At 44.9% G+C, this 26,510-nt stretch carries 24 protein-coding genes; 17 read left to right on the plus strand and 7 right to left on the minus strand.

What is annotated here, in order from left to right:
• Positions 1-14: 14 nt before the first annotated feature.
• Complete coding sequence (locus G3RUM_RS01950; RefSeq protein WP_129734857.1) at positions 15-1,043, plus strand: hypothetical protein; 1,029 nt, start codon at positions 15-17, stop codon at positions 1,041-1,043.
• Positions 1,033-4,473 (plus strand): TrbL/VirB6 family protein, encoded by a 3,441-nt coding sequence (locus G3RUM_RS01955; protein ID WP_164998334.1) that lies wholly within the window; start codon positions 1,033-1,035, stop codon positions 4,471-4,473. The genes G3RUM_RS01950 and G3RUM_RS01955 overlap by 11 nt, the downstream gene beginning before the upstream one ends.
• A 21-nt stretch (positions 4,474-4,494) precedes the next feature.
• On the opposite strand, the gene G3RUM_RS01960 is transcribed toward G3RUM_RS01955, so the two are convergent.
• Together G3RUM_RS01960 and murB are read right to left on the minus strand one after the other, a co-directional pair.
• Positions 4,495-5,280 (minus strand): bifunctional 5,10-methylenetetrahydrofolate dehydrogenase/5,10-methenyltetrahydrofolate cyclohydrolase, encoded by a 786-nt coding sequence (locus G3RUM_RS01960; RefSeq protein ID WP_129734861.1) that lies wholly within the window; start codon positions 5,278-5,280, stop codon positions 4,495-4,497.
• Positions 5,280-6,320: a UDP-N-acetylmuramate dehydrogenase gene (murB, locus tag G3RUM_RS01965; protein ID WP_129734863.1), complete on the minus strand. Its 1,041-nt coding sequence runs from the start codon at positions 6,318-6,320 to the stop codon at positions 5,280-5,282. The genes G3RUM_RS01960 and murB overlap by 1 nt, the downstream gene beginning before the upstream one ends.
• Positions 6,321-6,658: 338 nt before the next feature.
• Between murB and recA the strand changes: the two genes are divergently transcribed.
• Genes recA through G3RUM_RS01980 form a run of 3 tightly spaced genes read left to right on the plus strand, consistent with a single transcriptional unit; the run spans position 6,659 to position 9,096 of the window.
• Positions 6,659-7,684 (plus strand): recombinase RecA, encoded by a 1,026-nt coding sequence (recA, locus tag G3RUM_RS01970; protein WP_129734865.1) that lies wholly within the window; start codon positions 6,659-6,661, stop codon positions 7,682-7,684.
• A gap of 16 nt (positions 7,685-7,700) precedes the next feature.
• Positions 7,701-8,270: an NUDIX domain-containing protein gene (locus G3RUM_RS01975; protein ID WP_129734867.1), complete on the plus strand. Its 570-nt coding sequence runs from the start codon at positions 7,701-7,703 to the stop codon at positions 8,268-8,270.
• On the plus strand, positions 8,248-9,096 hold the full coding sequence (locus G3RUM_RS01980; RefSeq protein WP_129734869.1) for a regulatory protein RecX: 849 nt from the start codon (positions 8,248-8,250) through the stop codon (positions 9,094-9,096). Before G3RUM_RS01975 ends, G3RUM_RS01980 begins: the two co-directional genes overlap by 23 nt.
• On the opposite strand, the gene G3RUM_RS01985 is transcribed toward G3RUM_RS01980, so the two are convergent.
• Positions 9,023-9,628, minus strand: coding sequence for a PRC-barrel domain-containing protein (locus G3RUM_RS01985; RefSeq protein ID WP_129734871.1), 606 nt, complete (start codon positions 9,626-9,628; stop codon positions 9,023-9,025). The two genes, G3RUM_RS01980 and G3RUM_RS01985, sit on opposite strands and share 74 nt — an antisense overlap.
• A gap of 7 nt (positions 9,629-9,635) precedes the next feature.
• Positions 9,636-10,370 carry a tRNA pseudouridine synthase B gene (locus G3RUM_RS01990; RefSeq protein ID WP_129734873.1) on the minus strand — a complete coding sequence of 245 codons (735 nt, stop codon included), beginning with the start codon at positions 10,368-10,370 and terminating at the stop codon, positions 9,636-9,638.
• A 290-nt stretch (positions 10,371-10,660) separates the two neighbouring features.
• On the opposite strand from G3RUM_RS01990, the gene rpsO reads away from it, so the two are divergent.
• Positions 10,661-10,930, plus strand: coding sequence for a 30S ribosomal protein S15 (gene rpsO / locus G3RUM_RS01995; protein WP_164998337.1), 270 nt, complete (start codon positions 10,661-10,663; stop codon positions 10,928-10,930).
• A gap of 58 nt (positions 10,931-10,988) precedes the next feature.
• Here the strand turns inward: rpsO and G3RUM_RS02000 are convergent, their stop codons facing one another.
• Positions 10,989-11,471, minus strand: coding sequence for a hypothetical protein (locus tag G3RUM_RS02000; RefSeq protein ID WP_129734878.1), 483 nt, complete (start codon positions 11,469-11,471; stop codon positions 10,989-10,991).
• 252 nt (positions 11,472-11,723) lie between these two features.
• On the opposite strand from G3RUM_RS02000, the gene G3RUM_RS02005 reads away from it, so the two are divergent.
• From G3RUM_RS02005 to G3RUM_RS02025, 5 genes are read left to right on the plus strand one after another with little or no spacing between them, the layout of a single operon-like run.
• Positions 11,724-13,898 (plus strand): polyribonucleotide nucleotidyltransferase, encoded by a 2,175-nt coding sequence (locus G3RUM_RS02005; protein WP_129734880.1) that lies wholly within the window; start codon positions 11,724-11,726, stop codon positions 13,896-13,898.
• Position 13,899: 1 nt separating this feature from the next.
• A complete protein-coding gene (gene lepA, locus G3RUM_RS02010) occupies positions 13,900-15,717 on the plus strand; it encodes a translation elongation factor 4 (protein WP_129734882.1) in 1,818 nt (605 codons plus the stop codon).
• A gap of 17 nt (positions 15,718-15,734) precedes the next feature.
• Complete coding sequence (locus G3RUM_RS02015) at positions 15,735-16,241, plus strand: hypothetical protein (protein ID WP_129734884.1); 507 nt, start codon at positions 15,735-15,737, stop codon at positions 16,239-16,241.
• The gene (locus G3RUM_RS02020; protein ID WP_129734886.1) at positions 16,241-16,630 is read left to right on the plus strand and encodes a hypothetical protein; all 390 of its coding nucleotides are present in this window, start codon (positions 16,241-16,243) and stop codon (positions 16,628-16,630) included. Before G3RUM_RS02015 ends, G3RUM_RS02020 begins: the two co-directional genes overlap by 1 nt.
• Positions 16,631-16,669: 39 nt before the next feature.
• Positions 16,670-17,791, plus strand: a complete 1,122-nt coding sequence (locus tag G3RUM_RS02025; RefSeq protein ID WP_129734888.1) for a PA14 domain-containing protein — start codon at positions 16,670-16,672, stop codon at positions 17,789-17,791.
• Between the two features lie 6 nt (positions 17,792-17,797).
• On the opposite strand, the gene tsaB is transcribed toward G3RUM_RS02025, so the two are convergent.
• Together tsaB and tsaE are read right to left on the minus strand one after the other, a co-directional pair.
• Positions 17,798-18,130: a tRNA (adenosine(37)-N6)-threonylcarbamoyltransferase complex dimerization subunit type 1 TsaB gene (gene tsaB, locus G3RUM_RS02030; RefSeq protein ID WP_129734890.1), complete on the minus strand. Its 333-nt coding sequence runs from the start codon at positions 18,128-18,130 to the stop codon at positions 17,798-17,800.
• Positions 18,127-18,531 carry a tRNA (adenosine(37)-N6)-threonylcarbamoyltransferase complex ATPase subunit type 1 TsaE gene (gene tsaE / locus G3RUM_RS02035; RefSeq protein ID WP_164998335.1) on the minus strand — a complete coding sequence of 135 codons (405 nt, stop codon included), beginning with the start codon at positions 18,529-18,531 and terminating at the stop codon, positions 18,127-18,129. Before tsaE ends, tsaB begins: the two co-directional genes overlap by 4 nt.
• Positions 18,532-18,545: 14 nt before the next feature.
• Between tsaE and G3RUM_RS02040 the strand changes: the two genes are divergently transcribed.
• The 6 genes from G3RUM_RS02040 (at position 18,546) to ruvA (ending at position 26,483) form a co-directional block, all read left to right on the plus strand.
• Positions 18,546-19,766: a Mur ligase domain-containing protein gene (locus G3RUM_RS02040; RefSeq protein ID WP_129734894.1), complete on the plus strand. Its 1,221-nt coding sequence runs from the start codon at positions 18,546-18,548 to the stop codon at positions 19,764-19,766.
• 70 nt (positions 19,767-19,836) lie between these two features.
• Positions 19,837-20,472, plus strand: a complete 636-nt coding sequence (locus tag G3RUM_RS02045; protein ID WP_129734896.1) for a hypothetical protein — start codon at positions 19,837-19,839, stop codon at positions 20,470-20,472.
• On the plus strand, positions 20,472-24,020 hold the full coding sequence (locus G3RUM_RS02050) for a hypothetical protein (protein WP_129734898.1): 3,549 nt from the start codon (positions 20,472-20,474) through the stop codon (positions 24,018-24,020). The genes G3RUM_RS02045 and G3RUM_RS02050 overlap by 1 nt, the downstream gene beginning before the upstream one ends.
• A gap of 20 nt (positions 24,021-24,040) precedes the next feature.
• Entirely contained in the window at positions 24,041-25,390 is a 1,350-nt protein-coding gene (gene radA / locus G3RUM_RS02055) for a DNA repair protein RadA (protein ID WP_206660898.1), read from the plus strand.
• Positions 25,387-25,908, plus strand: a complete 522-nt coding sequence (ruvC, locus tag G3RUM_RS02060; protein WP_129734902.1) for a crossover junction endodeoxyribonuclease RuvC — start codon at positions 25,387-25,389, stop codon at positions 25,906-25,908. Before radA ends, ruvC begins: the two co-directional genes overlap by 4 nt.
• Positions 25,908-26,483: a Holliday junction branch migration protein RuvA gene (gene ruvA, locus G3RUM_RS02065; protein WP_129734904.1), complete on the plus strand. Its 576-nt coding sequence runs from the start codon at positions 25,908-25,910 to the stop codon at positions 26,481-26,483. Before ruvC ends, ruvA begins: the two co-directional genes overlap by 1 nt.
• The last annotated feature ends 27 nt before the right edge of the window (positions 26,484-26,510 follow it).

Genomic DNA, 26,510 nt, shown 5'->3' on the forward strand with positions numbered 1-26,510 from the left:
TATAATGGTGGCATATGGATCCGTCGAATTTTGGTAGTTTTAGTTCTGGTGGCAATTTTGGTGGTACTGGTGCAACCGGTACACAAAATGGTGGGGTGGCCTCTGGAACTGACACTATCGCTGGCCCGCAACAGTCTGCCCCTGTGCAAGCGCAGGGTTTTGTTGGTACACAGGCGACACAACCGCAAATGGTTGCTCAACCACAGGCGCCGGGTTCGATGCAGTTCCAACCGCAGGTAGTTTCGTCTAGCACGGAAGACGTAGTGTTAGGTGGTGCCGGGCCGAAGAAATCGAGGAGGGGGGTGGTTGTGGGGGTGGTGATAGCATCGGTGGTTTTACTAAGCGTCTTGGCGGTGTTTGTAATAGGCGGCATGGCAAATATAAATAGGGAAAGAAGTGGGCAAAAATTCAATATTTTTGCAAACTATATTCTATATGGAGAGTTTGATAACTCGCAAAGTTTAGAGATTGGTGACGATGATCAGTATACGTTGAGGGGCATCGCGTTTTATGATGCTAATAGGGCCAAGGAATTTTATCCGCTTGCGATGCAATATTGGGATGCATTTAAAAACACCTATTCTAAACAAGATGAGGAGATAAATAATAAAATAGCGGACATTAGTGATGAACTAATTTTTCTTGATAAGTTTGCTAATAGTGGGCTGATATCTGGTAGTAAATTATTGGAGGCCTATTATTATGGTGGCGAAGATGCTTTGATGGATGAATATTCAAAGTATTATTCTGATTTTCGGCAGGATTCGGAGGTGTTTCAGGATTTTATGATTATCCAAGATGCATATGTAGCTAGCGCGATTCAACTTTTGGGGCTATACAGTCAAGAGGGTTGTATAGTTGATGCTAAGGAAGATACAGGATGTGTGGAAGAGAGGCAGCTGATGGGTAATGAGTACTACGATGATGTTATTAGTGTGGACAGGGAGACTTTTCAGTATGCGTTGAATGTTGAGACAAGACTAGTGAATAATGTTATAGAATTGAGTACTTTAATCGCGGAGGAGAATGGGCATGAAAATTAATAAAAGGTACGGTATAGTTGTTTTTCTTTTGTGTATGGTCTTTCCGTTTTTTGCCACTATAGAAAGAGCGCAGGCTTATAGTTATAGTAATGGTGCGGATACGGTTATGGATAAAATAACTAAATATAATGCTAGCGAAGCAATAAAGATTTTTAAGAGTCCTACTTCGGTTCGGTCAGTTGCGGATTTTTTGCATTACGGTACTAGCGGTTTTGCTGATAAGAGTGTTAGTTGCAGTGTACCAGTACCAAATACTGTAATGGCTGGTACGGCTGACAAGAGCCCAACTTTATCATGCTGGGATTTTTGGTATGGCAATAAGTCTTGGAGCGCGTTGATTAAAGGAGAGAAAAGCAATAGTGACCCAAGTATCAATGATGCGGTTAATTATGTTAAGCAGCTTGGGTATACTCAAGATGCAAGTGTGGCTCCTAGTACGAAATGTTTTAAAGTCACATGGACTAATCCGAATGAGACTTCTGCGTCGGGTAGTGCTGGTAGCTTCGAATCTGGATCTGTTTGTGTAGGTGTGGACGATCAGGGATATATGTGGGGGAGTTCTTTGGAATATGGTGAGAAATCAAAAAAACCATCTTCGACGACTCAGTATGAACTTCAAATAGATACTAGTGGAGGAGCATTTGGCTCTTCGTATGTGTATAAAGTAGTACTAAACTCAGGCCCTGGATATAATCCACAGTTTTCGGTTACGGTACAGGATGGTGACACTATGAAAAAATGGACAACTTTTAAGAGTGAGTTTGATTCATCCTTAGCGGATCACAATAAAAATGCTGGTGGCGTGACGGGCAATTTGGCCCTAAGCGTAGAGTCTACTAGTGCTGGAAGTGTGTCGAGCCAGGTGACACTTGATACGACTTTTTCGAGAAATTCGAGCCAGAAGGTTGTTACTTATTCTGGGAATATTTTCTTGAGTGAGGCAGAAGTATACAATATATATCAAAAATATTTGACGAACGGAAGTAAGGTTAAATTGTCGTGCGACGCATCGTATGACTATGATGGTGATTCGTATGAGTGGATAGCGGTACAGATGAAGAGAAATGGCAAGATTGATGATACATGCCATGTGCGGGAGCTGTCTAAGGAATTGTATACCGGCGGGCAGTATTATTCGGGTTCATATGATCCAACGACGAACACTCTTTCTAGTGGTTCGTATCTTTTCACTAAAAGAAATATGTCGTTGGCTGATATCGTTAAGGCTGTAAATAAGATGGACCTTGATAAACTAGAGGACGATATTGATGATTTTACTGGTGCTACTGAGGATGGTGGAGATGGTGAGGGGAAAGTTGATCCTACTTGTGCGAATTCTGGGGGAGCTGGTTCTTTAGGTTGGATAGTGTGCCCAATTTTGGATTGGATGCAATCTGCGGCGGAGGGGGCATACAATAGTTATGTAAAACCAAATCTTGAGGTGCAGTCGGATCTTTTTGGTGAGAACAATGGTAGTAACCCTACGCAGGATGCGTGGACGATATTCCAGGGGTTTGCGAACGTTTGTTTTATTATATTGTTTTTGGTGGTTATCTTTTCGCAGCTTACTGGTGTAGGTATAGACAATTATGGTATTAAAAAACTGCTACCAAAATTGATAGTAGTGGCAGTCTTGGTAAACTTGTCCTACTTAATTTGTTTGTTGTGCGTGGATTTATCTAATATTTTGGGTAATGCCTTTCAAAGTTTATTTAATGGGTTAGGTGTTGATGTTTCTGAAGTGACGTTTACGGATTATGATGGGAATGCTCATGCTATTGGGGCCACTACTATAACCGCAGTAGCATTAGTAGGTGTGTTGTTGCTTACTGGGTATGCTATATGGCAGAATCCGGCGCTCCTGTTGACATTGCTTGTGGGTGTTTTGGGTGTACTAATCTCAATCTTTTTCTTGTTTGTGCTTTTGGCGGCGAGAAAGGCAGCAATAGTGGTTTTGACGGTTGTTTCGCCAGTGGCTTTTGTGTGCTATCTCTTGCCAAACACGAAAAAGTTGTTTGATAGGTGGCTGCAACTTTGGAAAGCAATGTTGCTATTGTATCCAATTTGTGGTTTATTGATTGGCGGTGGTGATTTTGTGTCTAGACTATTGCTCGTAACACTAAATACAGGTGAGGGGGAGGATTTCTTTGGCACGTTTACTGCTATGATAGTAGGTATTATACCTATATTCTTCATCCCAACTGTACTCAAGAGTGCTTTTGCGGCGATGGGGACGATTGGATCGAAGATTGCCGGGTTTGGAACAAATGCGCGTGGTGCAGCGACTAAATGGATGCGGAATAGAGAAGAATATAAGGGGTTGCAAGAACGTGGTGCGGAACGTAGGGCCAGAATTCGTGCCGGTGTAGATAGAGAGGGTCGCGAACGAGATCTTAATGGTTTCCAAAGAGCCATACGTGGTGGTAGAAAAGGACTTTCTCGTTCACGAATGCAATATGCGAAGAATTTGGAAGGGCGAAATCGTGAAGAGGATATAACTACTGGAACTGGGTTTGCTGCATCGCTGGCGAGTGCCGAAGCTAGGGCGGATACTCAAAGGGTGGCGGATTATGAGTCGTTATTGATGAACGGCAAGGTGGCTGGAGTGAACGCAAATGATGCTAAATCGGTAGGACAATATCACGCTGCATCGTTGGCGGAATATCAGAAGGCTCAAAGTGAGGCTGATAGGGCTGCGGCGATGGCTAAGATAAAGGCGGCGCAGAATATATTATCGAAGACTGATAAAGGTAGAGCACAAGTACAGAATAATCTTGAGCAAGCCGTACGTAGTGGCCAGACCGGCGGTTTATCCCAAGCAGCATCGCATTTGTTGGGTGAATATGGAGATAAGTATAAGTCTGTGAACCGTGGTGAGCATGCTATGATTGCGGATTTAGCTACAGCAAGCGTGGGAGCAGATGGGAATATAACTAGTGAAGCAGCTGGAGCTATCCAAGGTAAGTTGGATCGTTTGGATAGTAATGGCAATGTCGTGATGGGTGGTAGTGGAGCCTATAGTATGGCCGGCACTAGCAAATATACAGAAGAGTCGCTTGCTGGGGCGGATGATGCGGCTCTGGATAAGTTGGTACAGAGTGTTGAGAATGGCAGCTTGACGGGCGCTGGGTTGGCGGACCTTAAGGGTACGGCTACTAGGGCATTAGAAAAAGCTCAGAGTGGTAACTTGAATATCAAACCGGAAGTGCGGTCTAAGTTGCAAAGAATACGGGATTATGAACCTCCGCTAGCGGGCGGCCCAAGTAATCCGCCAGCGTCAAGCCCGAAGCCTGTAACTGCGCCGGGGTCGGCGGAAGAGGGCAGAACCTTTGAAGTGCCGAGAGAGAACCGTCCTGCTGGTAATACTGGTAACAAAAATGATGTGCAGGTGAATCCGGGTGAAGGGGACGACCAAGGTACTTGGGATTAACGGAATTAAAATAAGAGTTTGTTATCTTTGAGCAGCTTGGATGACGTGGTCAAAGAGGCAAGTAATGGTTAGTGGGCCAACTCCGCCGGTGGTTGGGGTAATGGCGGCAAGATCGGTGCGCTTGTAAATATCGGGCGACAGGTCGCCTTTGATCACGCCGTCTTCGCTGGCGGTACCAGCATCAATAAGAGTAGCGCCGGGAGGGATGAAATCGCCAGAAATCAACCCCGGTACGCCCGTGGCGCTTATGATTATATCAAATTGCTTAAGTTTTGTCAAGTCATCACCACGATGGAAGAGGGTGGTGTCGTAATTTGATGAGGTAAAAATGTGGTATAGTGGGGCACCAACCAATTTACCGCGACCGACGATGGCGATTTTTTGGTTGTCTAATTTGATATCGTAGCCGGCAAGGAGCCAGAGAATAGCAGTAGCGGTGGCAGAATCGTAAGCAGCGTCTACGCCTAAGCCGTCTACGTCTTTAGTGGGCGAGATGAGATTGCAAAGTTCATCGGTTTTGGCTTTTTCGGTGATAGGAAGTTGGAGGATGATGCCGGAAATTTTAGGGTCTTGATTGGCGGTAGTGATTTTTTCGGCAATATCCGAGGAGCTGGTGGCATGGTAATCGGTGACTTTGATGCCGATGTCATGACCGTAGTTTATTTTGAGATTAACATATTTGGTGATCACCGGATTGTTGCTGTCACGAATGATAAGAAGATGAGGCGGCTGACTTAGGCCGGCAACTTGATGGGCTTGGCGTTCTTTGATGAAGCCAGCAAGATCTTTGCCACTGAGGACTTTCATTAATTGACTCCTGGAGTGGTTTTGGGTGGGTTGATGATTTCGACGGGTTCTTGTTCGAGCCAATAGCCGTAGATATCGTAAATTGTGCCGACGATTTCATCACGGGCTTTGGCAAGATCGGTGTAAGATTTGGCAGATTCATTAATGAGAACAAGAGAAGCTTTATCACTAATGCGCATACCGTGAATGAGTTTGCCGGAAAAACCGGCTTTTTCAATTAGCCAACCAGAGTTAATTTTGTTGCCGTCTTTACCGCGGTAAACTGGATAGCCTTTGGCTTCGGCTGCTTCGGCTTCGGAATCCGTGAGGTAGATATTTTTGAAAAAAGAACCAGAGCTAGCTTTTTCTAGAGGGTCGGGAAGTTTGTCCTTACGGATGGCGCTAACAATGTTACGAATGCCTTGAGGAGAGAAATCGCTGAGGTTGTGATCGAAAGCGTATTTTTCGATAGAGCGGTAGAAAGGGCCGGACATTTGACCTTTTTGAAGGACTAACGTAATAGAAATGACGAAATAACGGTTTTGTTCGGTGGTATTGAGGATGCTTTTGCGATAAGAGAAACCGAGATCGTTGTGAGTGAGGGTTTTGAAAGTGTTGCTGGCAGTATCGTAGACTTCGATGGATTCTAGAGTGTCGGCAATTTCTTGACCGTAGGCGCCGATATTTTGTACGGGTGCAGCTCCGGCGAGGCCAGGGATTTTACTGAGTGCTTCGATGCCAGTGAGACCTTGGTCGCAAGCGTAGGCGACAATATCGTCCCAATATTCGCCACCCATGATGGTAAGTTTGGTGCCGGTGTCAGTCTCTTCGGTATTAATGCCATGCATACGATTAATGATGATAGCGCCATTATAACCTTCGTCGTGGCCAATAGTGTTAGCTCCATAACCGAGTACAAAAACGGGGAGATTATAAGTGGCGGCAAAGCCGTAAGCATCAGGAATTTCTTCTGGTCGTTCAATTTCTAAAACGTAGCGGGCAGGGCCACCGAGCCGCATAGTAGTGAGGCTAGAAATCAAGATATTTTCATTTACTCGCATGGTGAAATTATAACATATTTTGCGCTAAGTTTTGGTTACGGTGGGGATGATAAAGCGTAAGCGTAAGATGGGGGTTGAAATGTCATAGGGGCTGTGCTATGTAGGGTGCAGGAAATGGGGTGGCGTATGTTAAAAACAATGGTACGGAGAAAGGAGGGTTATGGAAGAGCTGGAATTAGACTATGTGATAATCAAGCTAAAAAAGAAATCTCCTCGGAATGTAACAACCGAAGAGAAATCCCAACCTAGAATTGATTCTACCATACGAGATCGTGAAAGTCAACCCTGTTTCCTAACACGATTATATCATATAATATAAAAAGAAAGGTAATACTATTATGGCGAAAAAAGATGCGGTGGCAGAGAACAAAAACACTAAACAAGAAGATGGAAAAAACGAGGCACTGAAACTTGCAATTGCGCAGATTACGAAACAATTTGGCGATGGTTCGATTATGAAGTTGGGTGAGACGCCAAAGATGGATGTAGAGCTTTTGAAGTCTGGTTCTTTGTCGCTAGATTTGGCGCTAGGTGGTGGTTGGCCGAAAGGGCGGATTATTGAGATTTATGGGCCAGAATCTTCTGGTAAGACGACGTTGGCTTTGCATGCGATTGCTGAAATGCAGAAGCAGGGTGGGCAGGCGGCGTTTATTGATGCAGAGCACGCTTTGGATCCAGCTTATGCGAAGAAGATTGGGGTGGATACAGCCAATCTCTTGATTTCGCAGCCGGATAATGGTGAACAAGCGCTGGAGATTTGCGAGACCTTGGTGCGTTCCAATGCGGTGGATTTAATTGTAGTAGACTCGGTGGCGGCTTTGGTGCCGCAGGCCGAGATTGATGGCGATATGGGTGATGCACAGATGGGGCTTCAGGCGAGGCTAATGAGCCAGGCGATGCGGAAGCTCACCGGGATTATCTCTAAGTCGCGTGCCACAGTGATATTTATTAATCAGATTCGGATGAAGATTGGTGTAATGTTTGGCAATCCGGAGACCACTACGGGTGGTAATGCATTGAAGTTTTATGCTTCGGTGCGAGTAGATATTCGTCGGATTGGACAGATTAAGGATGGCGATAATATTGCTGGTAACCGTACTAAGATTAAGGTGGTAAAGAATAAAATTGCAGCGCCATTCCGTACGGCGGAGTTTGATATTATGTACAATGAGGGAATTTCTAAGACTGGGGACATTTTGGACCTTGGTGTACAGTATGGCGTGTTGGAGAAAGCCGGTGCATTTATTAAATATAATGGTGAGACCTTGGGACAAGGGCGTGAAGCGGTGAAGAAATTGTTCCGTGAGAAGCCAGAGTTGATGGCGGAGATCGAAAAACAGGTGCGCGAGAGGGCAATAGATTAGAAGGGAGTGAGGGAGAATGTATCACGACGAAATGTGGCAAGAATTTTATCCTAATGGTGATCGGATAATGGACGGGGGACGTTCGCCGAAGGATGGTAATCCTAAGAGTGGTGAAGAAGATGTATGGGTGGGGGCGACTGTTTTGTGGTTGTATCGTAAGACCGAGCGTGGTATAGAGGTTCTTTTCCAAAAGAGGTCGCATTTTGTTGATCATAATCCAGACAAGTGGGATATTTCAGCTGGTGGTCACGTGAATTATGGTGAGTCTATTACTGATGCAGCAGTACGTGAGGCTAGAGAAGAGATAGGAGTAAAAATTGATAAGGAAAAGTTGAAATATTCCTTTTCTTTGGCAGGGTCCAGTGGTTACAATATATTAGTATATGGATATTTTTATGATTGGACTGGACAAGAGGATAGTTTTCACTTTGATGATAATGAAGTATCAGAGGTGAAATGGGTGGCGTTAGAAGAATTTGATGAATTTGTAAGGGGAAATGTTAAAGAGTCGTTGAAGGGGGCGTATCATACTTTGGGGCTGACAAAGTATTGGTTGGAATATTATGGAAATTTACAAGCTGAGTGATGAAATTTCAGAGGAAAATTCGACAAGATTGGTAAAAAACCATAAGTATGGAGTAGTGCAACCAGAGGCGTCGGGAGGCGTGGGAGTTTCTGGTGGTGCGGTACTAAAAATTACAGATATTAAACAGGCGGTAAAGAATGAAAATCGTGTGAATGTTTTTGTGAACGGAAAGTACTCTTTTTCGTTAGATGTGGCGCAAGTGGTAGATATGGGAGTGAAGGTCGGGCGGATAGTCAGCGAAGATGAGTTGGCGGATTTTAAAAAAGCGAGCGAATTTGGTAAAGCATACCAGCGGGCTTTAGAGTGGGTGTTAATGCGACCACGGAGCAAACGAGAATTGCAGGATTATTTGAAACGACGTGAAATGCAAGGTGAAGCAAAAGAAAGAAAAAAGGATTGGGAAAGAGATCGGGAGATTGCGGATTTGATTGCGAGAGGCGAAGATATAGACGCAAAGCGGTTAGAAAGGAGAACCGAGCGGGCGAAGAAACGAATAAAATATGATTTTAAAGAGTTGATAATAGAGAGGTTGATCGAGCGAGGTTATGTGGATGATGAGAAATTCGCGCGATATTATGTGGAGAATCGGTTTGTAAAAAAAGGTGTGTCGCAGAAACGATTAAAAATGGAGTTGATGAAAAAAGGCGTGGACACAGAAATCATTGAGGAAGTATTGGATGGGCGAGATGACGAAGAAGAGATTTTGAAGATTATCGCGAAAAAACGAGCAAAATATGACGATGAGAAGTTGGTTAGTTATCTTTGCCGGCAGGGGTTTCCGTATCAGCTGGCGCAAAGTCTGGTTGCTGCTCACGGAAAGGATTGACAAAGTTAGGAACAAAGTCTTCCTTGGCGGCCTTTTCTTTTAGGATTTTTTCTTCGTCTTTAACGATTACTTTGTAGTCGGTGATTTCAACGATTTCTTTACGGTGGATGGTGAGTTCTGGATCAATGAAACTTTTGATGGCAGGACGTTTGACGATAAGCTGTTGGACAGTGAAATCTTCGGAAGTAACAGTGAAATTTATAATTTTGCCGAGTTTGGAACCCTTTTTGGTTTCGACTTTGAGACTGATGAGACTGAAGTTGAGCTCCAAGATTTTGGAAATTTTAACGACGTCGTCTGGTGCGACGAGCTCGTCGGTGTCGTCTATAACCATGCCAAAATTAGAGTATTCGCGCACCGAAGAAACATCGAGAATATTGGAGTTTCTATTGATGACGGGGCCTTCTAGCCGGAAGGCGATAATTTTAAGAGTATCGGGGTCGACAATAAAATCTATGATGCGGCCGATAGCGCCACCGGCTTGCATGCTAAGAATTGGCGTACCGATGAGTTTGTTTGCTGCAACTAACATAAGCTAATTATAACACAAGTTGTTCAGCGTCTTCGACGTTGTAGTTACCTATCCGCAACCGGCGGAGAGCCGTAAGATAGGCGCCAGTGCCGAGTTGCTTGCCGATGTCTTCGGCGAGGGTGCGGATATAGGTGCCACTGCTACAATGTACGCGAATTTTTAGTTCTGGATAATTATAATTTAGAATATCGATACTGTAGATTTCGATTTGACGGCTGGGAATTTCGAAGTTTTCGCCTTTGCGGGCTAGTTTGTAGGCGCGTTGGCCATTGATTTTGATGGCGCTGAAACGAGGAGGGGTTTGGGTGATTTTACCGATAAACGAATTAGTGACAGACCCAACAGTATCCAACTCGGGGCGCGTCCAGCCGGCCTGTCGCCACAGGCGGCTGGCGCTAATCCTCGCTTTGCCAAGCTCCGGACCCCCTTCGTTTGGATGCTGTTGGGTCTGCTCTTCTGTATATTGTCGAATCTCACCTTCGGGGTCTCCGGTGGAAGATATGTAGCCAAGCTTTAAAGTTGCTTCGTAGATTTTGTCGAGCTTTAAGAATTCAGCGGATTTTTTGGTCATTTTGCCGGAGAGCAAAATTAAGAGGCCGGTGGCAAATGGGTCAAGGGTGCCGGTGTGGCCGACCTTGACTTTGTGGCCAAATTCGGATTTTAGTTTCCCACGGACTTTGGCAACCACACCAAAGCTAGAAATACCGGCGGGTTTGTCTATTAAAATAATCTGATCTTCCATAATTAAACGTAAAGGGGATTGACGATACAACTAAATTTATGTAAACTAAAAATAGTTGATTTTTAAAAATTGTATGCTAGAATCAATTTAGGATTTAGGAAATCTCTTCGGTTTTATTCCGAGGAGTTTTCTTTTTCTTGAATTTTACGATAACGTATTCAAGGTCAAGCTCTTCCATAAGTCCCTCCTTTCATCCGACACCTAATAATTAAAATTCGCCAATCCCTGTATAAAATATATAATAATTTGTAGGGGTTTTCAAGATACGGACTTTGTGATATAATCGGTTTATTATGATAACAAAAGAGAATAAAGACAAGGCTATTGCCAAGGTCGCCCGTAGCAAGGCAGATGTTGGTTCTCCTGAAGTTCAAGTTTCGATTCTCACTGAACGGATCAAAGAAGTGACCGAGCATGTGAAGAAGAACAAACATGACTTTATGGCCAAAAGAGGTTTGATGCAGATGGTGGGGAAGCGTAAGAAGTTGCTTCGCTACTTGGAAGAGACCGATTTTGAGCTATATAAGAAGACTGTGAAGAAATTAGGTCTCAGGAAATAGTAATAAAAAATAACCCGTCGGATAAACCGGCGGGTTTTTGGTCCGTGAGGACCTGCAGCTACGCCAATTTGGCGTCTTGCTTATTAGCTGCTTTTTCGTAAGCTGCCTTAACTGTGGTGTTACCGAGGATAGGCAGGTAGTTAAAAGCTATTTTAAGGAGGCGTTCAGAGTAACTAATATCGGTTTCGTTATCACGCTGACAAAAATCTGCATCCGCACTGATGGTTTCGAGAAGATTTTCGAAATCATTGGCCCAATACTGGAACGTTTGACAAAATCTATTGGTGTAGATTTTGGCGGGGATTTCGTGGTGCTCGGCATAAGCGGAGTTGCAGAAGGCGTAGCAGTCGATAAAGTCTTTCTTTACTATGAAAGTTGCGGCTGCATCAACGCAAAATTCTTTTCTGAGGTAGTGTTTTCTGAACTTACTCCATAGTTCAGGGAGAAAGTTTCCAGGCAGGTTGTTTAGCCCGAGGATAATGATACGACCGTAGCCGTTTTCGAACTTTTCAATGAAATTAACGTTTGGAAGCTGTTCCAAGGTTGATTCCTCCTTTTGAGATAGTAAGATACGAGGTTTGAAGCAAGAACAAACCTAACTTTTCTATTATAGCACACTTTGAATAAAATGTCAATGTTTAGGTGGGAGTTGCCTGGTTAGGGTGGATTGGAGAAGCTTGCTTTATTGCGTAAATAATGTGTGGTATAATGGGGGTAGTAAGTTAACAGGGAAGACGGCAGATATAGGGAGGGGGCCTATATCTGGAGTTTTCCCGAGAAAGGGTATATTTTTATGGAAATTATAAATCCGAGTGGTAAAAAGACAATTCGAGTGTCAACGGAGTGGTTGGGGCGCGAGTTGACTTTAGAGGTGAATCGAGTGGGTTTTCGGACGACTTCGTCAGTGTTAGTGACCTATGGTGATACGGTAGTGTTGGGTAGCGTAGTGGTAGGCACGAAGCCGGTAGTGCAAGATTTCTTCCCGTTATCGATTAGCTATGAAGAGAAATTTTATGCAGCGGGAAAGATTTCGGGTTCGAAATTTATTAAGCGTGAAGGTAAGCCGGCGGATGAAGCAGTGCTAGTAGGACGGTTGATTGATCGGCCGATTCGTCCACTGTTCCCGAAGGGTTATCGTCAAGAAGTACAGGTGGTGTGTACGGTGTTGTCGATGGATCCGGCATTTCGACCGGATTGTGTAGCAATGATTGCAGCTTCGTCTGCTCTTATGAATGCTGGCGTGCCGTTTGATGGGCCGGTAGCCGGGATCCGAATTGGGCGGACCGGTGGTGAATTTAAGGGTTTCTTAAGTAAAGAAGAACGTGAAGCTTCGCCGCTAGACTTGGTAGTGGCTTGTAAAGACGGCAAAGTAATGATGGTGGAAGCTGGCGCGAATGAGGTGCCAGAAGATACAATCATTGAAGCAATGCATTGGGCAGTAGACAAGGTACAGCCGGTATTAGATTTACAAAGAGAGTTGGCTAAACAGGTGAACGCTAAAGAGCAAGAATATGAGTTGGTATTGCCAGATGAAGCGGTAATGGAAGAGGTGATGAAGTGGGCGGATGGTAAGTTTGGCTCGAAAGTGCGTGGCAATGTAATGGAGCGGGCACAGATTTTGGATGAATTGAAGTACGCGATGCATGATGAGATGGCCTTAAAACATGGCGAGGGCGAGACGGATAACGAGAAAGTAGAATGGTATGATGAGAACTTGCGTGATGTGTATGATCAGGCCTTTGAGCTAGCAGTACATAAGGAGGTACGACGGGGAATTGTCGAAGAGGGTGTGCGGCCAGATGGACGAAAGTTGGACGAGGTGCGACCTTTGAGTTCGCAGGTATCGATTTTGCCGAGAACACACGGGTCGTCGTTGTTTACTCGTGGAGTGACGCAGGCGATGAATATTGTGACTTTGGCACCTTTGTCTTATGCGCAAGAGGTAGATACGATGGAGGTGACGGATGGCAAGAGACGCTATATGCACCACTACAATGCGCCGTCTTATACGGTAGGTGAGCCAGGGCGGATGGGCTCGCCGGGGCGACGTGAGATTGGACACGGGTATTTGGCAGAACGAGCGCTGATACCGGTGTTGCCGAGTGAAGAAGATTTTCCGTATGCGATTCGCAGCGTGACTGAGATAATGTCGCAGAATGGTTCTACCAGCATGGCGGCGACTTGTTCGTCTTGTATGGCGTTGATGGACGCAGGTGTGCCTTTGAAGCGTCCGGTGTCTGGTGTGGCAATGGGGCTAATGGTAGATGTGCCGAAGGGGCAACCGATTACGGCTGAGGATATTGACAAGGCATATGTGTTAACGGATTTGATGGATGCGGAAGATTTTGCGGGGGATATGGACTTCAAGGTGACTGGTACGACGGAGGGTGTAACAGCGCTCCAAATGGATATGAAAGTGCATGGATTGCCGGTAGAGATTCTTGAGAAGGCGATAAAACAGAGCCATGCGGGGAGGATGTTTATTTTGGATCATATTGTAAGCGTGATTCCTGAACCGCGGGCAGAAATTAGCAAGTATGCGCCTCAAATTGAGAAGTTGATGGTGAATCCAGATAAGATTGGAGCGATTATTGGCAAGGGTGGCGAAATGATTAATAAGATTACTGCAGAGACTGGGGCGGAAGTAGATATTGAAGATTCTGGACTTGTAACTGTATCTGGTACAGACCCAGAGAAAATTCAAAAAGCGTTGGATTGGATTCGTGGGTTGGTGGAGGAGCCAGAGGTAGGTAAGATTTATAATGGTACGGTAGCGTCAATCAAAGATTTTGGAGCGTTTGTGACGATATTGCCGGGGATTGATGGGATGTTGCATATTTCACAGATTAGCGATAAACGGTTGAAGAAGGTAGAAGAAGTGCTACATGTGGGAGATAAAGTAAGAGTGCGGCTAGTAGCGATTGATGATAAAGGCAGATTATCTCTCACGATGAAGGGATTGGACTAGTTTGGAAAAAATTCGGAATTTCTGCATTATTGCGCATATTGACCACGGGAAATCAACGATCGCAGATCGGATGATGGAGCTAACTGGGACGGTAGAAAAGCGAGAAATGAAGTCGCAGCTACTGGACTCGATGGAATTGGAGCGCGAAAAAGGAATTACGATTAAATTGGCGCCGGTGACGATGAAGTGGAAGGGGTACACTTTGAATTTGATCGATACGCCGGGGCATGTGGATTTTTCGTATGAAGTGTCGCGGTCGTTGCAAGCGGTGGAAGCGGCAGTGTTGGTGGTAGATGCGACGCAAGGGATTCAGGCGCAGACGCTGGCGAATGTGTATTTAGCGATTGAACAGGATCTTACGATAATCCCGGTGATAAATAAAGTAGATTTGCCGGCGGCAGAAGTGGAAAAGACCGCAGCGGAGATTATGAATTTGCTAGGATGTTCTAGGGATGAGATTATTGAGGCGAGTGGTAAAACTGGTTTTGGTGTTGATAAAATATTAGATAGAATTATAAATTTAGATAGCACGGCAGACTATTCAGTTTCGGACACGCTCAAGGGCGCTCGCCCGAGCTTACGGTCCTCAACTGAACAGTCTTGCCGCGCTCTAATTTTTGATTCTTACTTTGATGATTATCGCGGAGTGGTGCTATATGTACGGGTTTTTGAGGGAGAGATTGCGAAAAATGCTGAGATTTTGATGATGGCGGCAGAGACGAAGGGTTTGGCGCTAGAAGTGGGGGTGCTTACGCCTAGGATGACGCCACGGGAAAGTTTGAAGGCAGGTGAAATTGGCTATATTGTGACAAACCTGAAGACTACGCGGGAGGCTAAAGTGGGCGATACAGTGACTTTGGCGAAAAAACCAGCAAACGCAGCCTTGCCGGGGTATAAAAATGTATTGCCATTTGTATATGCGGGATTTTTTCCGGTATCGAACGATCAATATAAGGATTTACGGGAAGCGATTGAGAAGTTGAGTTTGTCTGACTCGGCGTTGAGGTTCGAGCCAGAAAATTCACCGGTGTTAGGGTTTGGCCTTCGGATTGGATTTTTAGGGCTTCTTCACATGGACATTATCCGGGAACGGCTGGAACGAGAGTTTGGACTGGATTTGATTGTGACGAATCCATCGACAAATTACGAAGTAGTGATGAATAATGGTGAAGTAATGGAGATAAAGTCGGCGGCGGATTTGCCGGATGTTTCGGAGGTAAAAGAAATTCGCGAACCGTGGGTAAAGGGTGAGATTATTTTGCCAAAAAATATGATTGGCAATGTATTGAATCTTATCAATGAGAAGCGGGGCCATCAGACGAATCTTTCATACATTGAGGACCGAGCGGTGATAGATTTTGAAGCACCGATGGCGAATTTGTTGACGGATTTTTACGATCAGCTGAAGTCGGCGACTTCGGGGTATGCGTCGTTTAATTATGAGTTGAATGGATATAGGACAGAAGATTTGGTACGAGTGGATTTTTTGGTGGCGGGGCACAAGATGGACGCGCTATCTATTATGTGCCATAGGAGTGAGGCGGAAGCAATCGGGCGAGAAGTGACGAAAAAATTGAAAGAAGTGATTCCGCGGCAGAACTACGAAGTGGCGTTGCAGGCGGCGATTGGGGCGCGAATTATTGCGCGGGAGACGATTGGGGCGTATCGTAAAGACGTGACAGTGAAGATTCACACTGGGGATCGGGATAGGAAAGCGAAGCTTCTAGAAAAACAGAAGCGTGGTAAGGCACGGATGAAACGGTTCGGTAAAGTTGACATTCCAAGCGAGGCGTTTACGGTGATGTTGAAAAGAGATTAACGTGTTATAATGAAGATATGAAGAAGAAAGGGTTAGCTTTCTGTTGTGCTACGGTGCTTATGCTTTGTCAGTGCTTTGTGTCGAGTGTGGGGGCGATTACTGATGAACAGAGTGCGGCAATAAAGGACCACTGTGAGACGATTCGGGAAAATTTGAAGAGGGTGCAGAAGGAAGACTCTAGAGTGCGGGTATACCTTGGGGGGTATTATGAGACGATTTTGTCTAAATTTATTGTGCCACTAAATGTACGGTTGGTTGAAAATAATTTATCTAGTGCAGGTTTGGTGGAAAATCAGAATAAGTTTGCAGCAGTGAAGGCGGATTTTGCGGATGATTTTGTAAAATATCAGAGAGAACTAGAAGAGTTGGTGGGAATGGATTGTAAAGAGAAACCGGCAGATTTTTACGATAAGTTGACGGCGGTGAGACAAAGACGGCAGGTCATGGTGAAAGATGTACAGAGAATGAGGAGTTTGATCTCGGGGCATGTGCAGCTGGTGGAGTCGCTGAAAGGAGAGTTGTGATGGAACCAGAACAGAAGAAGAGCAAAAAAATAATGCACGGAGGACGGAATTTGGTGATTTTGGGGGTAGTATCAACGGTTCTGGCGGTGATGACTACGGGGGTGAGTTTGGCGATTTACCATAATTCGGGGGATATATATTTGGATCGGTCGCGGCCGGGGTATTTACCGGATGAAGAAGAGATTGAAAATGAGGAAGAGAATGAGGTTGAAGAGTATAGTTTTGAGAAGAGTGGTAAGCTGACGGCCGAGATACTGGCGGAGTATTTGGAAAGATTGCAAGCAGAGATAAAGGCGATAGATGCCTATGAGCAGCCTTTTGATGAGAGCGCATTATCGGATGAGCGTTTGGGTATACCAGTAGTTGAACCGGATAGCCCAGAGGAATAACTTGCTAATTTGCTAGAAAGGGCTTATACTTAAACCAAGATGAAACAGAAGAAAAATAAATCACAAATGTTTGGTATAGTAGCCTTGGGCGTATTAGGAGTTGGTGCGATAGCTGCGATTTTTGGCCTGTCTAATACTGTGGCGGATATTGCAGAGAAGGCAGTATCGAAAACACCAGATGCGATACTGGTGAGCGCTGGGGTGAGTGAAGAAGAATTAGTATCAGTCCCGGTGGTTTACTTTGATCAAAGAGCGGACGAATGTGTGGATTTGTATGATGCGGGCCTGAGCAAGGCCCTTTATGCTAGGCAATTTGAGTGGACGGGTTGTGGTTATTATAACAAGGCTGTAGAAGAGGGGCTGGTAGAGTTCGAGCTAGGTAGTGATTATTTGCCGGTAGCGGTGGGTGGCAAGTTGACGCCGAACCGGGGGATTGATTTGACGCGGTGGTTTAATGCTGTGGATGGGAAGAGCTCTAGCTATGCCGGGACGCTAAAAATGCAGTATCGAGCGAGAGGGGCGGAATTTACTTTTGAAGACAAAGAGTTTTACCCGCTGGATAGAGTGGAATTTAGTGTTGGGGATGCAGTGAATAGTGACGGACACAACCATTTGTTTACGATGAATTTTGCGGTGCCGTTTACGGTATTAGGTAGTGGCATGGAAGAGTTCACGGTGACGGCAGATGATGATACTTTTGTGTTTGTGGGAGATAGACTAGCAATAGATATGGGTGGAGTTCATGATGCGACGACTGGCAAGTTTGTAATTCATGAGGATGGCGAAGTATATGTGGGAGTGGACGGCGAAGAATTGGCATATTCGGGTGTGAATGTTGAGAAAGGAAACGGGTCGATAGTGCGGATTTTTCACGCAGATAGAGATTCGGCAAGTTCGACTTTTAGTGTGAAGTTTGCGGGAATGAATTTGAGCGTGACGGATACGAAGTTGGCGGAAGGTAATGATGGCGGGGTACAGATAGTATATGATCCAAATGACCCGACGTATGTAGCACCACTGGGTGAGAGTTCGGTGTTTCGGCCAGATTCTACGAAAGGTTTGATAGTGATGGCAACGATTGAGGGGGTGGTAATCGTAGCGATATCGGTATTAGTGGTATCGGTAGCACGACTGATGATAAAGCGAAGAGTTGATAAATAATTTAGATTATTTGCGGGGTTTCGAGATGTTGGCTGGACGGCCGTAGTCTGGGGTGATGATTGGGTGTTTTTCCCCGCGGTGATTGTAGAGGGGGATGTTTAGCTCTGATGCTAAGGTGTTGACGACGGTCGCGCCAATCCGGAGGCCGGTAAAGGAGCCGGGGCCGGACATGAAGGTAATTTCAGTGATATCTTGAAAGGTTTTACCGTTTTCTTGCAGCTTATCATGGATGAATTGCAGTAACTTTTCGGCCAGGTCGTTGGCGAAAGTGTAACGGTATTCTTGATCGTTTAGTTTCAAAACGGTTTCAGGAGTGCTGGTATCCAGATATAATTTCATAGGGAGATCTCGCGAGTGTTGTTTTCGTTATATTTTATTTCGATTTTAGTGTGATTTTTGGGGAGCGTATTTTCGATAGATTTGCCCCATTCGATAACGATGACGTTGTCGGGGTTTTCTAAGTTTTCACGAAGGTCATCTAACATAAGACCGGGGTCTGGTAAACGGTAGAAATCATAGTGGATCAGATGGCCTTTGTGGTTTGGCAAAGGGTAAGATTTTGAGATAGTGAAGCTAGGACTAGTGATGGGTTCTTTGACGCCGAGGCCTTCGGCTAGTCCGCGAGTAAAGGTAGTTTTGCCGGCGCCAACGTCGCCGATGAGCTCGATAACATGGTTTTTTAGCGACTTGGCAAAATTTTTGCCGAAATTTAGCATTTCTTGCTCGGATTTGATAATCATTATATAATTATAGCATGAATATTTATATATCTGGTATATCTGGAACGGGGATGGGCCCGTTGGCATTGATGGCAAAGGCGGCCGGGTTCACGGTGTGGGGGTCGGATTTGATAAAAGGGGCGGTGTATGATGAACTAGTAAAAGCGGGAATTGAAGTTTATATTGGGAAACAAGACGGGGGATTTTTGCGAGAGAAGTTGGCGGAGGGTGTGGATTGGTTTGTGTATACTTCGGCTTTGCCGGAAACTCATGCAGAATTGGTGTTGGCGCGCGAAGTGGGAGTGAAATGCACAAAACGAGATGATTTTACGGCGTTTTTGGTGGAGAAATTGGGACTTAAAATGGTGGCAGTGGCGGGAACGCACGGCAAGACTACCACCACAGCGATGATTGTGTGGGCGGCGTTGAAATTGGGGTTACCGGTGGCATATATTGTGGGAACTACGTTAGGGTTCGCGCCGAGCGGGTCGTACAATGAAGGTGATCAATGTTTTGTGTATGAAGCGGATGAATACGATCGGAACTTTTTGAAATACCATCCGTGGTTGGCGGTGATACCGGCAGTGAGTTACGACCATCCGGATATTTACCCGACCAAGGAAGATTACGAGGCGGCATTTGGGCAGTTTGAAGCGCAGAGTGAGAGGGTAGTAGAGGAAAGTAGTTTTGGTGCTGATGGATTTGAGCTGGCTGGCGAAGTGCGACGGAAAGATGCGGCGTTAGCGGCAGAGGCGATTAGTGCGATGGCGCCGGAGATTGCGCGAGCGGAAATTGTGAAAGTTTTGAATAAGTTTCCGGGGGTGGGGCGAAGATTTGAGAAAATTGCGGAGAATGTATATACGGATTATGCGCATCATCCAGAAGAAATTGTGGCGACGATGGATATTGTGAAGGACGAAAAAAGACTTCACGGCAAAAAGGGGATAATAGTGGTGTATCAACCACATCAGAATACACGGCAGCATGAAGTGCGAAATGGGTATACGGATGCTTTTGTGGGGGCGGACAAGATTTATTGGCTGCCAACGTATTTAACGCGGGAAGATCCGGAGTTGCCGGTGTTGACACCTGCGGAATTGATTGATGGGCTAGTGAATAAAGATGTAGCGGAGGTGGCGGAGATCTCGGATGAGTTGGCAGAGAGATTACAAAAGTATGTGGACGAGGATTATTTAGTGATTTTGATGACGGCTGGCCCGGCGGATGGGTGGCTAAGAGAAAAGTTTAGTAAATAATATTGATTTAGACTAATTTTGGCTGAAAAAAGTTTGGAATTTTATTGGGCTTGTGCTAATATAGTAGTATATGAAAGAGGGCAAGGCGAAGTTCGAGAACAAAGGCTTGGTAATTTTGTTGTGTGTATTGGTAGTGGCGATTGTAGGATTGGTGGTTGGGATTGGCGCGGTGATGTTGAACAGTGATAGCGAAGAGGTTGTTGTGGAGACTGATTCTACGGGTGTAGAATACGCTGCTTCTACGGCCACACCGGAGCAGATAGAAGCTTACGAGTCTTTTAAGCAAAAATACGATGTAGTGCTGGCGGAGGCACAGGAATTGTTAAATGAGCCGCCTGTGAATGTTTTGGCTATAGAGGAGCTTTTTGCGAATGCGATGGACGAATATATGACCGCTGGAACTTATAGTAGTGCACAAGAATTTATGGTTGCAGAGTACAATATTTTGATGTCTGGTGGATTTAAACAAGAAGCACTAGATTCTTTAATTCGAATAGACTTTGATATATTTCCAGCGAGTGTGCAGAATCGTTGGTATAATTTGATTGTCAATTTGGCACAAGATTTGGGCAATAATGATTTAGCAGTTAAATACCGGCAGTTGGCGGACTGGACTAAGGAGTCTGCGGAACAAAATGAAGCAGCAATAAGGGAGCATGCGGCTAAATATGACGTCGATGCTGAGTTTATGCAAGGAGGAATATAATGAAGCGTTTATACCAATTTTTGATAGTTGGCTGTTTTTGTCTTATTTGTTGTGGCGCGTTTGGCAGTTCGGATGTTTTTGCTGGCGAGGTTTCGTCGGCATATGTTTATGATTATGATACTTATTGGTATGGTAATGATTTGATAACGGATTTTTATGTGACGATAGATTGTGGTAGTGGATGCGAAATAAGTGATGATTTCCAGTGTTGTGGTACACATTCGCAGCTTGAGTGGACTGGTACGCCGGGCTGGATTAGTGAGACGGGCGCAGGCTCTTATAATGGATATGATTATTACAACATAGTTTTGTATCCGGGTAGTAATAGTTATCAACCTGCTTGTGGCCAAATAAGGAAACCGAGTAACAGGACTTTGACTGCTTATGCGGCGGTGAGGGGTACATTTAATGCTACCAATGATACGAGGACATACTTGACGGATGAGGGTTCTACTACAACTAACCGTGGTGATAGTTGGACTAAGAGTGACAAGGTTAAGTATGGTGGCAATGCAAAGGTAGATACTAGTAAATTTAACCCTACCGGCTATTCGTGGTATAAGTGGGGAAGTAGTTGTGATGATGCAACAACGCGTGATTGCGCGAGGAATAATCTTACTGCTGATACTAATGTTTATGCATACTATACTAGAAATCATTTTAAGGGTCAGGCTAGAGTTTTTGAAGGTGACTCTATCAGTGGAAATGCAAAGGCTAGTACTGGATATGTGGATTCTGATAGTACACGAAACGCTGACATGGAGTGTGTAAATAGTGGGTGTAAGGCAACGTATGATTTGTATTTGAAGACGATAGCTGGTTCTGGTAAGACTAACTTCTCTTCTAATGCATCTAGTTTGTTGCATAGTTCTCCTTATGCTCCAAGTACTAGCGGAACAAAAATTAAAGAAATTACCAAGACTTTGTATCCTGGTGGCAGCGCCTGTTATTACATTACGTTTAGACCATATGGGAGTTTGTCTAACACTACTACAAGGACCGCAAAAGCTTGTATGTCGGCGAAGGTTTCTACTTTTGAAGGTAGAACTAGCGTTTCTGGGGCTGCAGTTAAGGCAGATGGCTATAGGAACACAACGAGCTCTGAGGGTGACCAGCTAGTAACTATAAATAACTGTTCACCGGTAGATGGATGTAAGGTTTCGTTTGAACATTCCTTGAAGCGAACTGCTGGTATTGGATCTACAAATTGGGTGGTTGAACGGACGTCGAATTTAACTTCTTCTAGTTCTGATAGGGCTGTGGGCAATGCAGAGGGTGATGCGGCTTTAGGTAGAGGGACTTTTAGTGCAGCAGAAGAAGTGGTAAAAACGGATGGAGAGATTACGTTGTATCCTGGTATGGTGGTTTGTGAGAAATTGACGTTTAAGCCGAGTAATGACACAACGCAGACTGTCAATGATGTATATACGCGAGTTTGTGTATCGGCGCTTGGTAATGCACAGCCAGGTGATCCGGACCCAGATACTCCGGAAGATCCTGATAATTTGTCTGGTGATACTTCGTTCATTAACATAAAAGTAAGAAACGCCGATGTAGAGAAATATGGTAGTTACCAGAGAGTTGTTTATGCTAAGCCGGGAGATCATATTTCGTGGCGGGCTACTTATAATCCGGTTTTGCAGTATACTTATTTTCTAAAACCGGAGAAAATGAGTATAGATGGCGGGAGTGTATATGATAATAGTGGCAGCTTGATGGGTGCGTTATTTAATGCCAAGAATGGATGTAATGTTAACAATGGTGATGTAATAAAGTGCTGGAATAATGCTTTTGGGTTAAAGAGCAACTTTTCTAGCTATTCCAAATATAACTATGCGAAGATATATGACCTGGGTGAGAGTAGCAAGAGGGTTGAGCAGTTAGAGGATTATGTTGTGGAAAACTGGAATGTAGGGGATTCTCTGGAAGAAACAGCTGCGACAAATACTGCAAATACTGCAAAAGAGGATGGAAATGCATTGAGTTCGACCAATCCTCTGCAGAGCGACCAGGTTACAGCACGGCAAGTAACTTTTAGCAATAACAGTAATAAGAATTGGGGCGATGTAATTACTGAGTCCGTTTCTAAAATAGCTGCGGCAAAGGTACCGTACAATTTTAGGACTGGCGTGGAAATAAAGACTGACGAGAGTAAAATCTTCTATGCTGGGGAGGATGGTTCTGTAGATTTTAAGATTTCGGTATTAGAGAAGACCAATAGTGAAACTACTGATGGTTCTCAAGATCAGGCTTATGCAACCAGTATGAGTGGCGCGAAGGTTCGTACAATAATCTACTTTGGGGACAAGAAGGAGGAACAAGAGAATTACGGTAACTCTGGTAGTGATTTGTGCAATTATTATGGTAAGAGCAATGATAATGTGAATTGTGGTTATGCTACTACTAAAGATGATGAGACTTTTAATGTCGATGACAACAACAAGCCGACTTCGAATTCGCAGTTTAATATTCCAGACGTGAGTGCTGGCTCGAAAATTTGTGCGGCGGTGGCGGTTTATCCTTCTAGTAGTGGTAGCGATACGAATTTAGACCCGAATGGTAGTGGGACATGGCATATTTCGGCGTCTAAGTGCTTTGCTATTGCTAAGAGACCGAGTTTCCAGGTGTGGGGTGGTAGTATATATTCAGCTGGAAAAGTTGAAGTTCCGGCGAGTAGAAAAAATAATTTAGCTGGTCCTTGGGGTTATTCATATGCGATTTCTGGTAGCAATGAACATCGTGTATTCGGCTCGTGGGCAGAGTTAGGTTTGGTGGCTGGCGGTGCAGTGACTGGTCTTGCTAGTGGCGCTGGTACTGGGTATGATGGGCTAGGCTTTAGTGCGAGTCCGGGTGGTAGTGCCGAGGGTGCTTCAACGAACTATTGTTTGAGGAGTACTCTCAGTTTTGCTAACAGTGGTTGTAACGGTGAAGGTAGTGTTGGTGGTTTAGGTGGGACTAGTAGTGATTCTAGTAAGGCTTCGTTGATTTCTAGGTTTACAGGGGGTAGTGGCGATACTTACGATTTAGACTCGGTTGTTGGTAATCGTGAAATTGAGGCAATGGAAGGCTTTAGTGGAGTGACGGTGGGCGAAGGCACGGAGCAGAAGACCAAAACCACAAAAGTGATAGCCGCTAGCGGAGACATAACGATTAAAGGGAATATTACTTATTGGGATGGAAGTTATTCTGAATTAGAGAGTATCCCGAAGATTATTATTTATGGGAATAGTATTAAGATAGATTGTAGTGTGACGCGGGTTGATGCAGTGTTAATTGCGGAAAAAAACATTGACACTTGCGAGACTCCTGAAGGCAATTACAATAGGCTGGATAACTCTGTACCTTTGATAATTAATGGCTCCACTATTTCTGATACTTTGAATTTGAACAGGACTTATGGTGCGGCGACGGGGGCAAATTCGATTGAGCCGGCAGAAATCATTAATTATGATACTTCCCTCTTCTTGTGGGCGAATAAGCAGGCTGATGCGACGACTTCGGGTAAGCTCACCGAAACGTATGTGCGTGAGTTGGCGCCACGGTATTAGAGCGTGCTATAATTGACTTAATGAAGAGTAAAAGTCAGTTTGTTTGTCAGCAGTGTGGGGCAAGTTATGCTAAATGGGTAGGCCAGTGTACCAATTGTAACGGTTGGAATTCGTTAGTAGAGCAAGTAGTAGAAGTGGAACTTGGCAAAAAATCTGCGATTGAAAAAGGGCGGGTATCTGGCAAGAAGCTAGACTTCGTGAAGCTAAATACGGTGACGCCGTCTGACGCGAAGGCGAGGCTTTTGACTGAATTTGATGATTTGAATGCGGTACTAGGTGGGGGGATATTAATGGGAAGTGTGTCGTTATTGGCTGGACAGCCAGGTATTGGAAAATCTACGATATTAATGCAGATATGTGCAGAAGTAGCAAAAAAACACAGCGTATTATACATATCTGGCGAAGAGAGTGCGGGGCAAGTGAAGTTGAGAGCCGAGAGGCTGGGGGCTAAGTCTGATAAGCTGAATTTTGCAGCATCTACGTCGGGTAATGATATTGCAAAGACCATAGAGACTGGTGAGTTCGATCTAGTGATAGTGGACTCCATTCAGACATTAGCGATGGATGAAATATCATCAGCACCTGGTACGGTTTCGCAGGTGACGAATTGTGGAAATTTGATAATTCGGGCGGCAAAGGCGACGGATACAGCAGTGATAATAGTAGGACATGTGACGAAAGAGGGGACTTTGGCTGGACCAAAGGTGTTGGAGCATTTGGTGGATGTGGTACTGAATTTTGAAGGTGATAGATATGGTGGATTTAAGACGGTGCGGGCGGTGAAGAATCGGTTTGGGTCAACTAACGAGGTGGCGATATTCGAGATGGTGGAGTCTGGCTTAAAGGAAGTACAAAATCCATCAGCGGCGTTACTGGCAGAGAGGACAAATACGGATGGCTCAATAATTTTGGCCACAATGGAGGGAAATCGGCCAATACTAGTGGAAATTCAGGCGTTAGCGACGCAGTCTAACTATGGTTATCCCAAACGGACTGCGAGTGGGTTTGACATTAATAGATTAAATTTGTTGATTGCGGTAATGGAGCGGCGGACCAAGTTAAGGCTAAGCGACAAAGATATTTTTATAAATGTGGTAGGTGGAATGAAGCTTCAGGATTCGGCGGCGGATCTCGCGGTGTGTATGGCGATAGCATCGGCAGTGGCGGGACGGAAGCTAAGTGAAGAATATGTGGTGTTTGGTGAGGTGGGACTGGGAGGTGAAGTGCGGTCGGCATTTCGGGCAAGCCAGAGGATTGCGGAAGCCAAGAAGCTGGGCTTTAAGCATGCGATAGCGCCGAGGGCTATTAAAGATCCGTTTGTGATTCCGGCAAAGGACTTGCGTGAAACGTTAATTAAGTATGTAAAATGAGAATTTTAGGGATAGATCCAGGGATTGGAATTTGTGGATTTGGGCTAATTGAAACATTTAGTCGGGCGGATGCGAAGGCATTGGATTATGGGGCGGTGACTACGACAGTAGATGCGCCGATGCCAGGAAGGTTGAAAGAACTGTATGAATCTTTGAAATTGGTTTTTGAACAGACAAAACCGGACGTAGTAGCAGTGGAAAAATTGTTTTTTTCGAAGAATATTACAACTGGGATTGCAGTGGCAGAGGCGCGCGGGGTGATTTTGCTAGTGGCGGAACAATACGGTGCGAAGATTCGTGAATATACACCAAATGAGATTAAAAAAGCTTTGACTGGGTATGGTTCGGCTACAAAAACACAAATGGAAGAGATGGCTCGTGTACATTTGGGACTTAAGGAAAAACCGAAGCCGGATGATGCGGCAGATGCTTTGGCGGCAGCAGTAACGTGTAGTTTGCTATACCGAGAAGATGATATAATAGAGGTAGATAAGTTTTCAAACAGTAGGAGGCGGTGATGATAGCGCATCTTCGGGGTAAAGTTGAAGAAAAATTTGGGAATTTTTTGACGATTGATGTGAATGGTGTGGGCTATGAAGTAGCAGTGCCGATGCCGGATTTTGAGGGGGTGAATTTAGGTGAAGAAAAGAAGTTTTTTACATATCACGTGGTAAGGGAGAATGCGGAAGAGCTATACGGGTTTTCTAGTTTGGCTGCGAAGAAGATTTTTGAGCTTTTGATCAGTGTACAGGGAATTGGACCAAAGGCTGCGATTGCGATATTGTCTCTTGCAGAGGCGGAGGAAGTGCGCAATGCGATAGCGAATGCAGATGCAGCGTTCATATCCAAGGCCTCGGGAGTGGGGAAGAAATCAGCGGAGCGGGTAATAGTGGATTTGCGCGATAAGGTGGGGATTCCTTCGCATTATGGGGCGACTGAGGTGAAGTCTGTAGTGGCGACGACAGTGAATGATGAGGCGTTGGACGCCTTGATTGCGCTTGGTTTTCCTCTAAAAGAGGCTACGGCGGCACTAGAAAAAGTGGATCCTTCTTTGCCAGTTGGGGAACGGGTGAAATTGGCCTTGAAAAATTAAAACAAGTATGGTAAAATAACAGGTAAT

Origin of the sequence: Candidatus Nanosyncoccus alces (genome assembly GCF_004138395.1) — a bacterium.
Lineage (GTDB): Bacteria > Patescibacteriota > Saccharimonadia > Saccharimonadales > Saccharimonadaceae > Nanosyncoccus > Nanosyncoccus alces.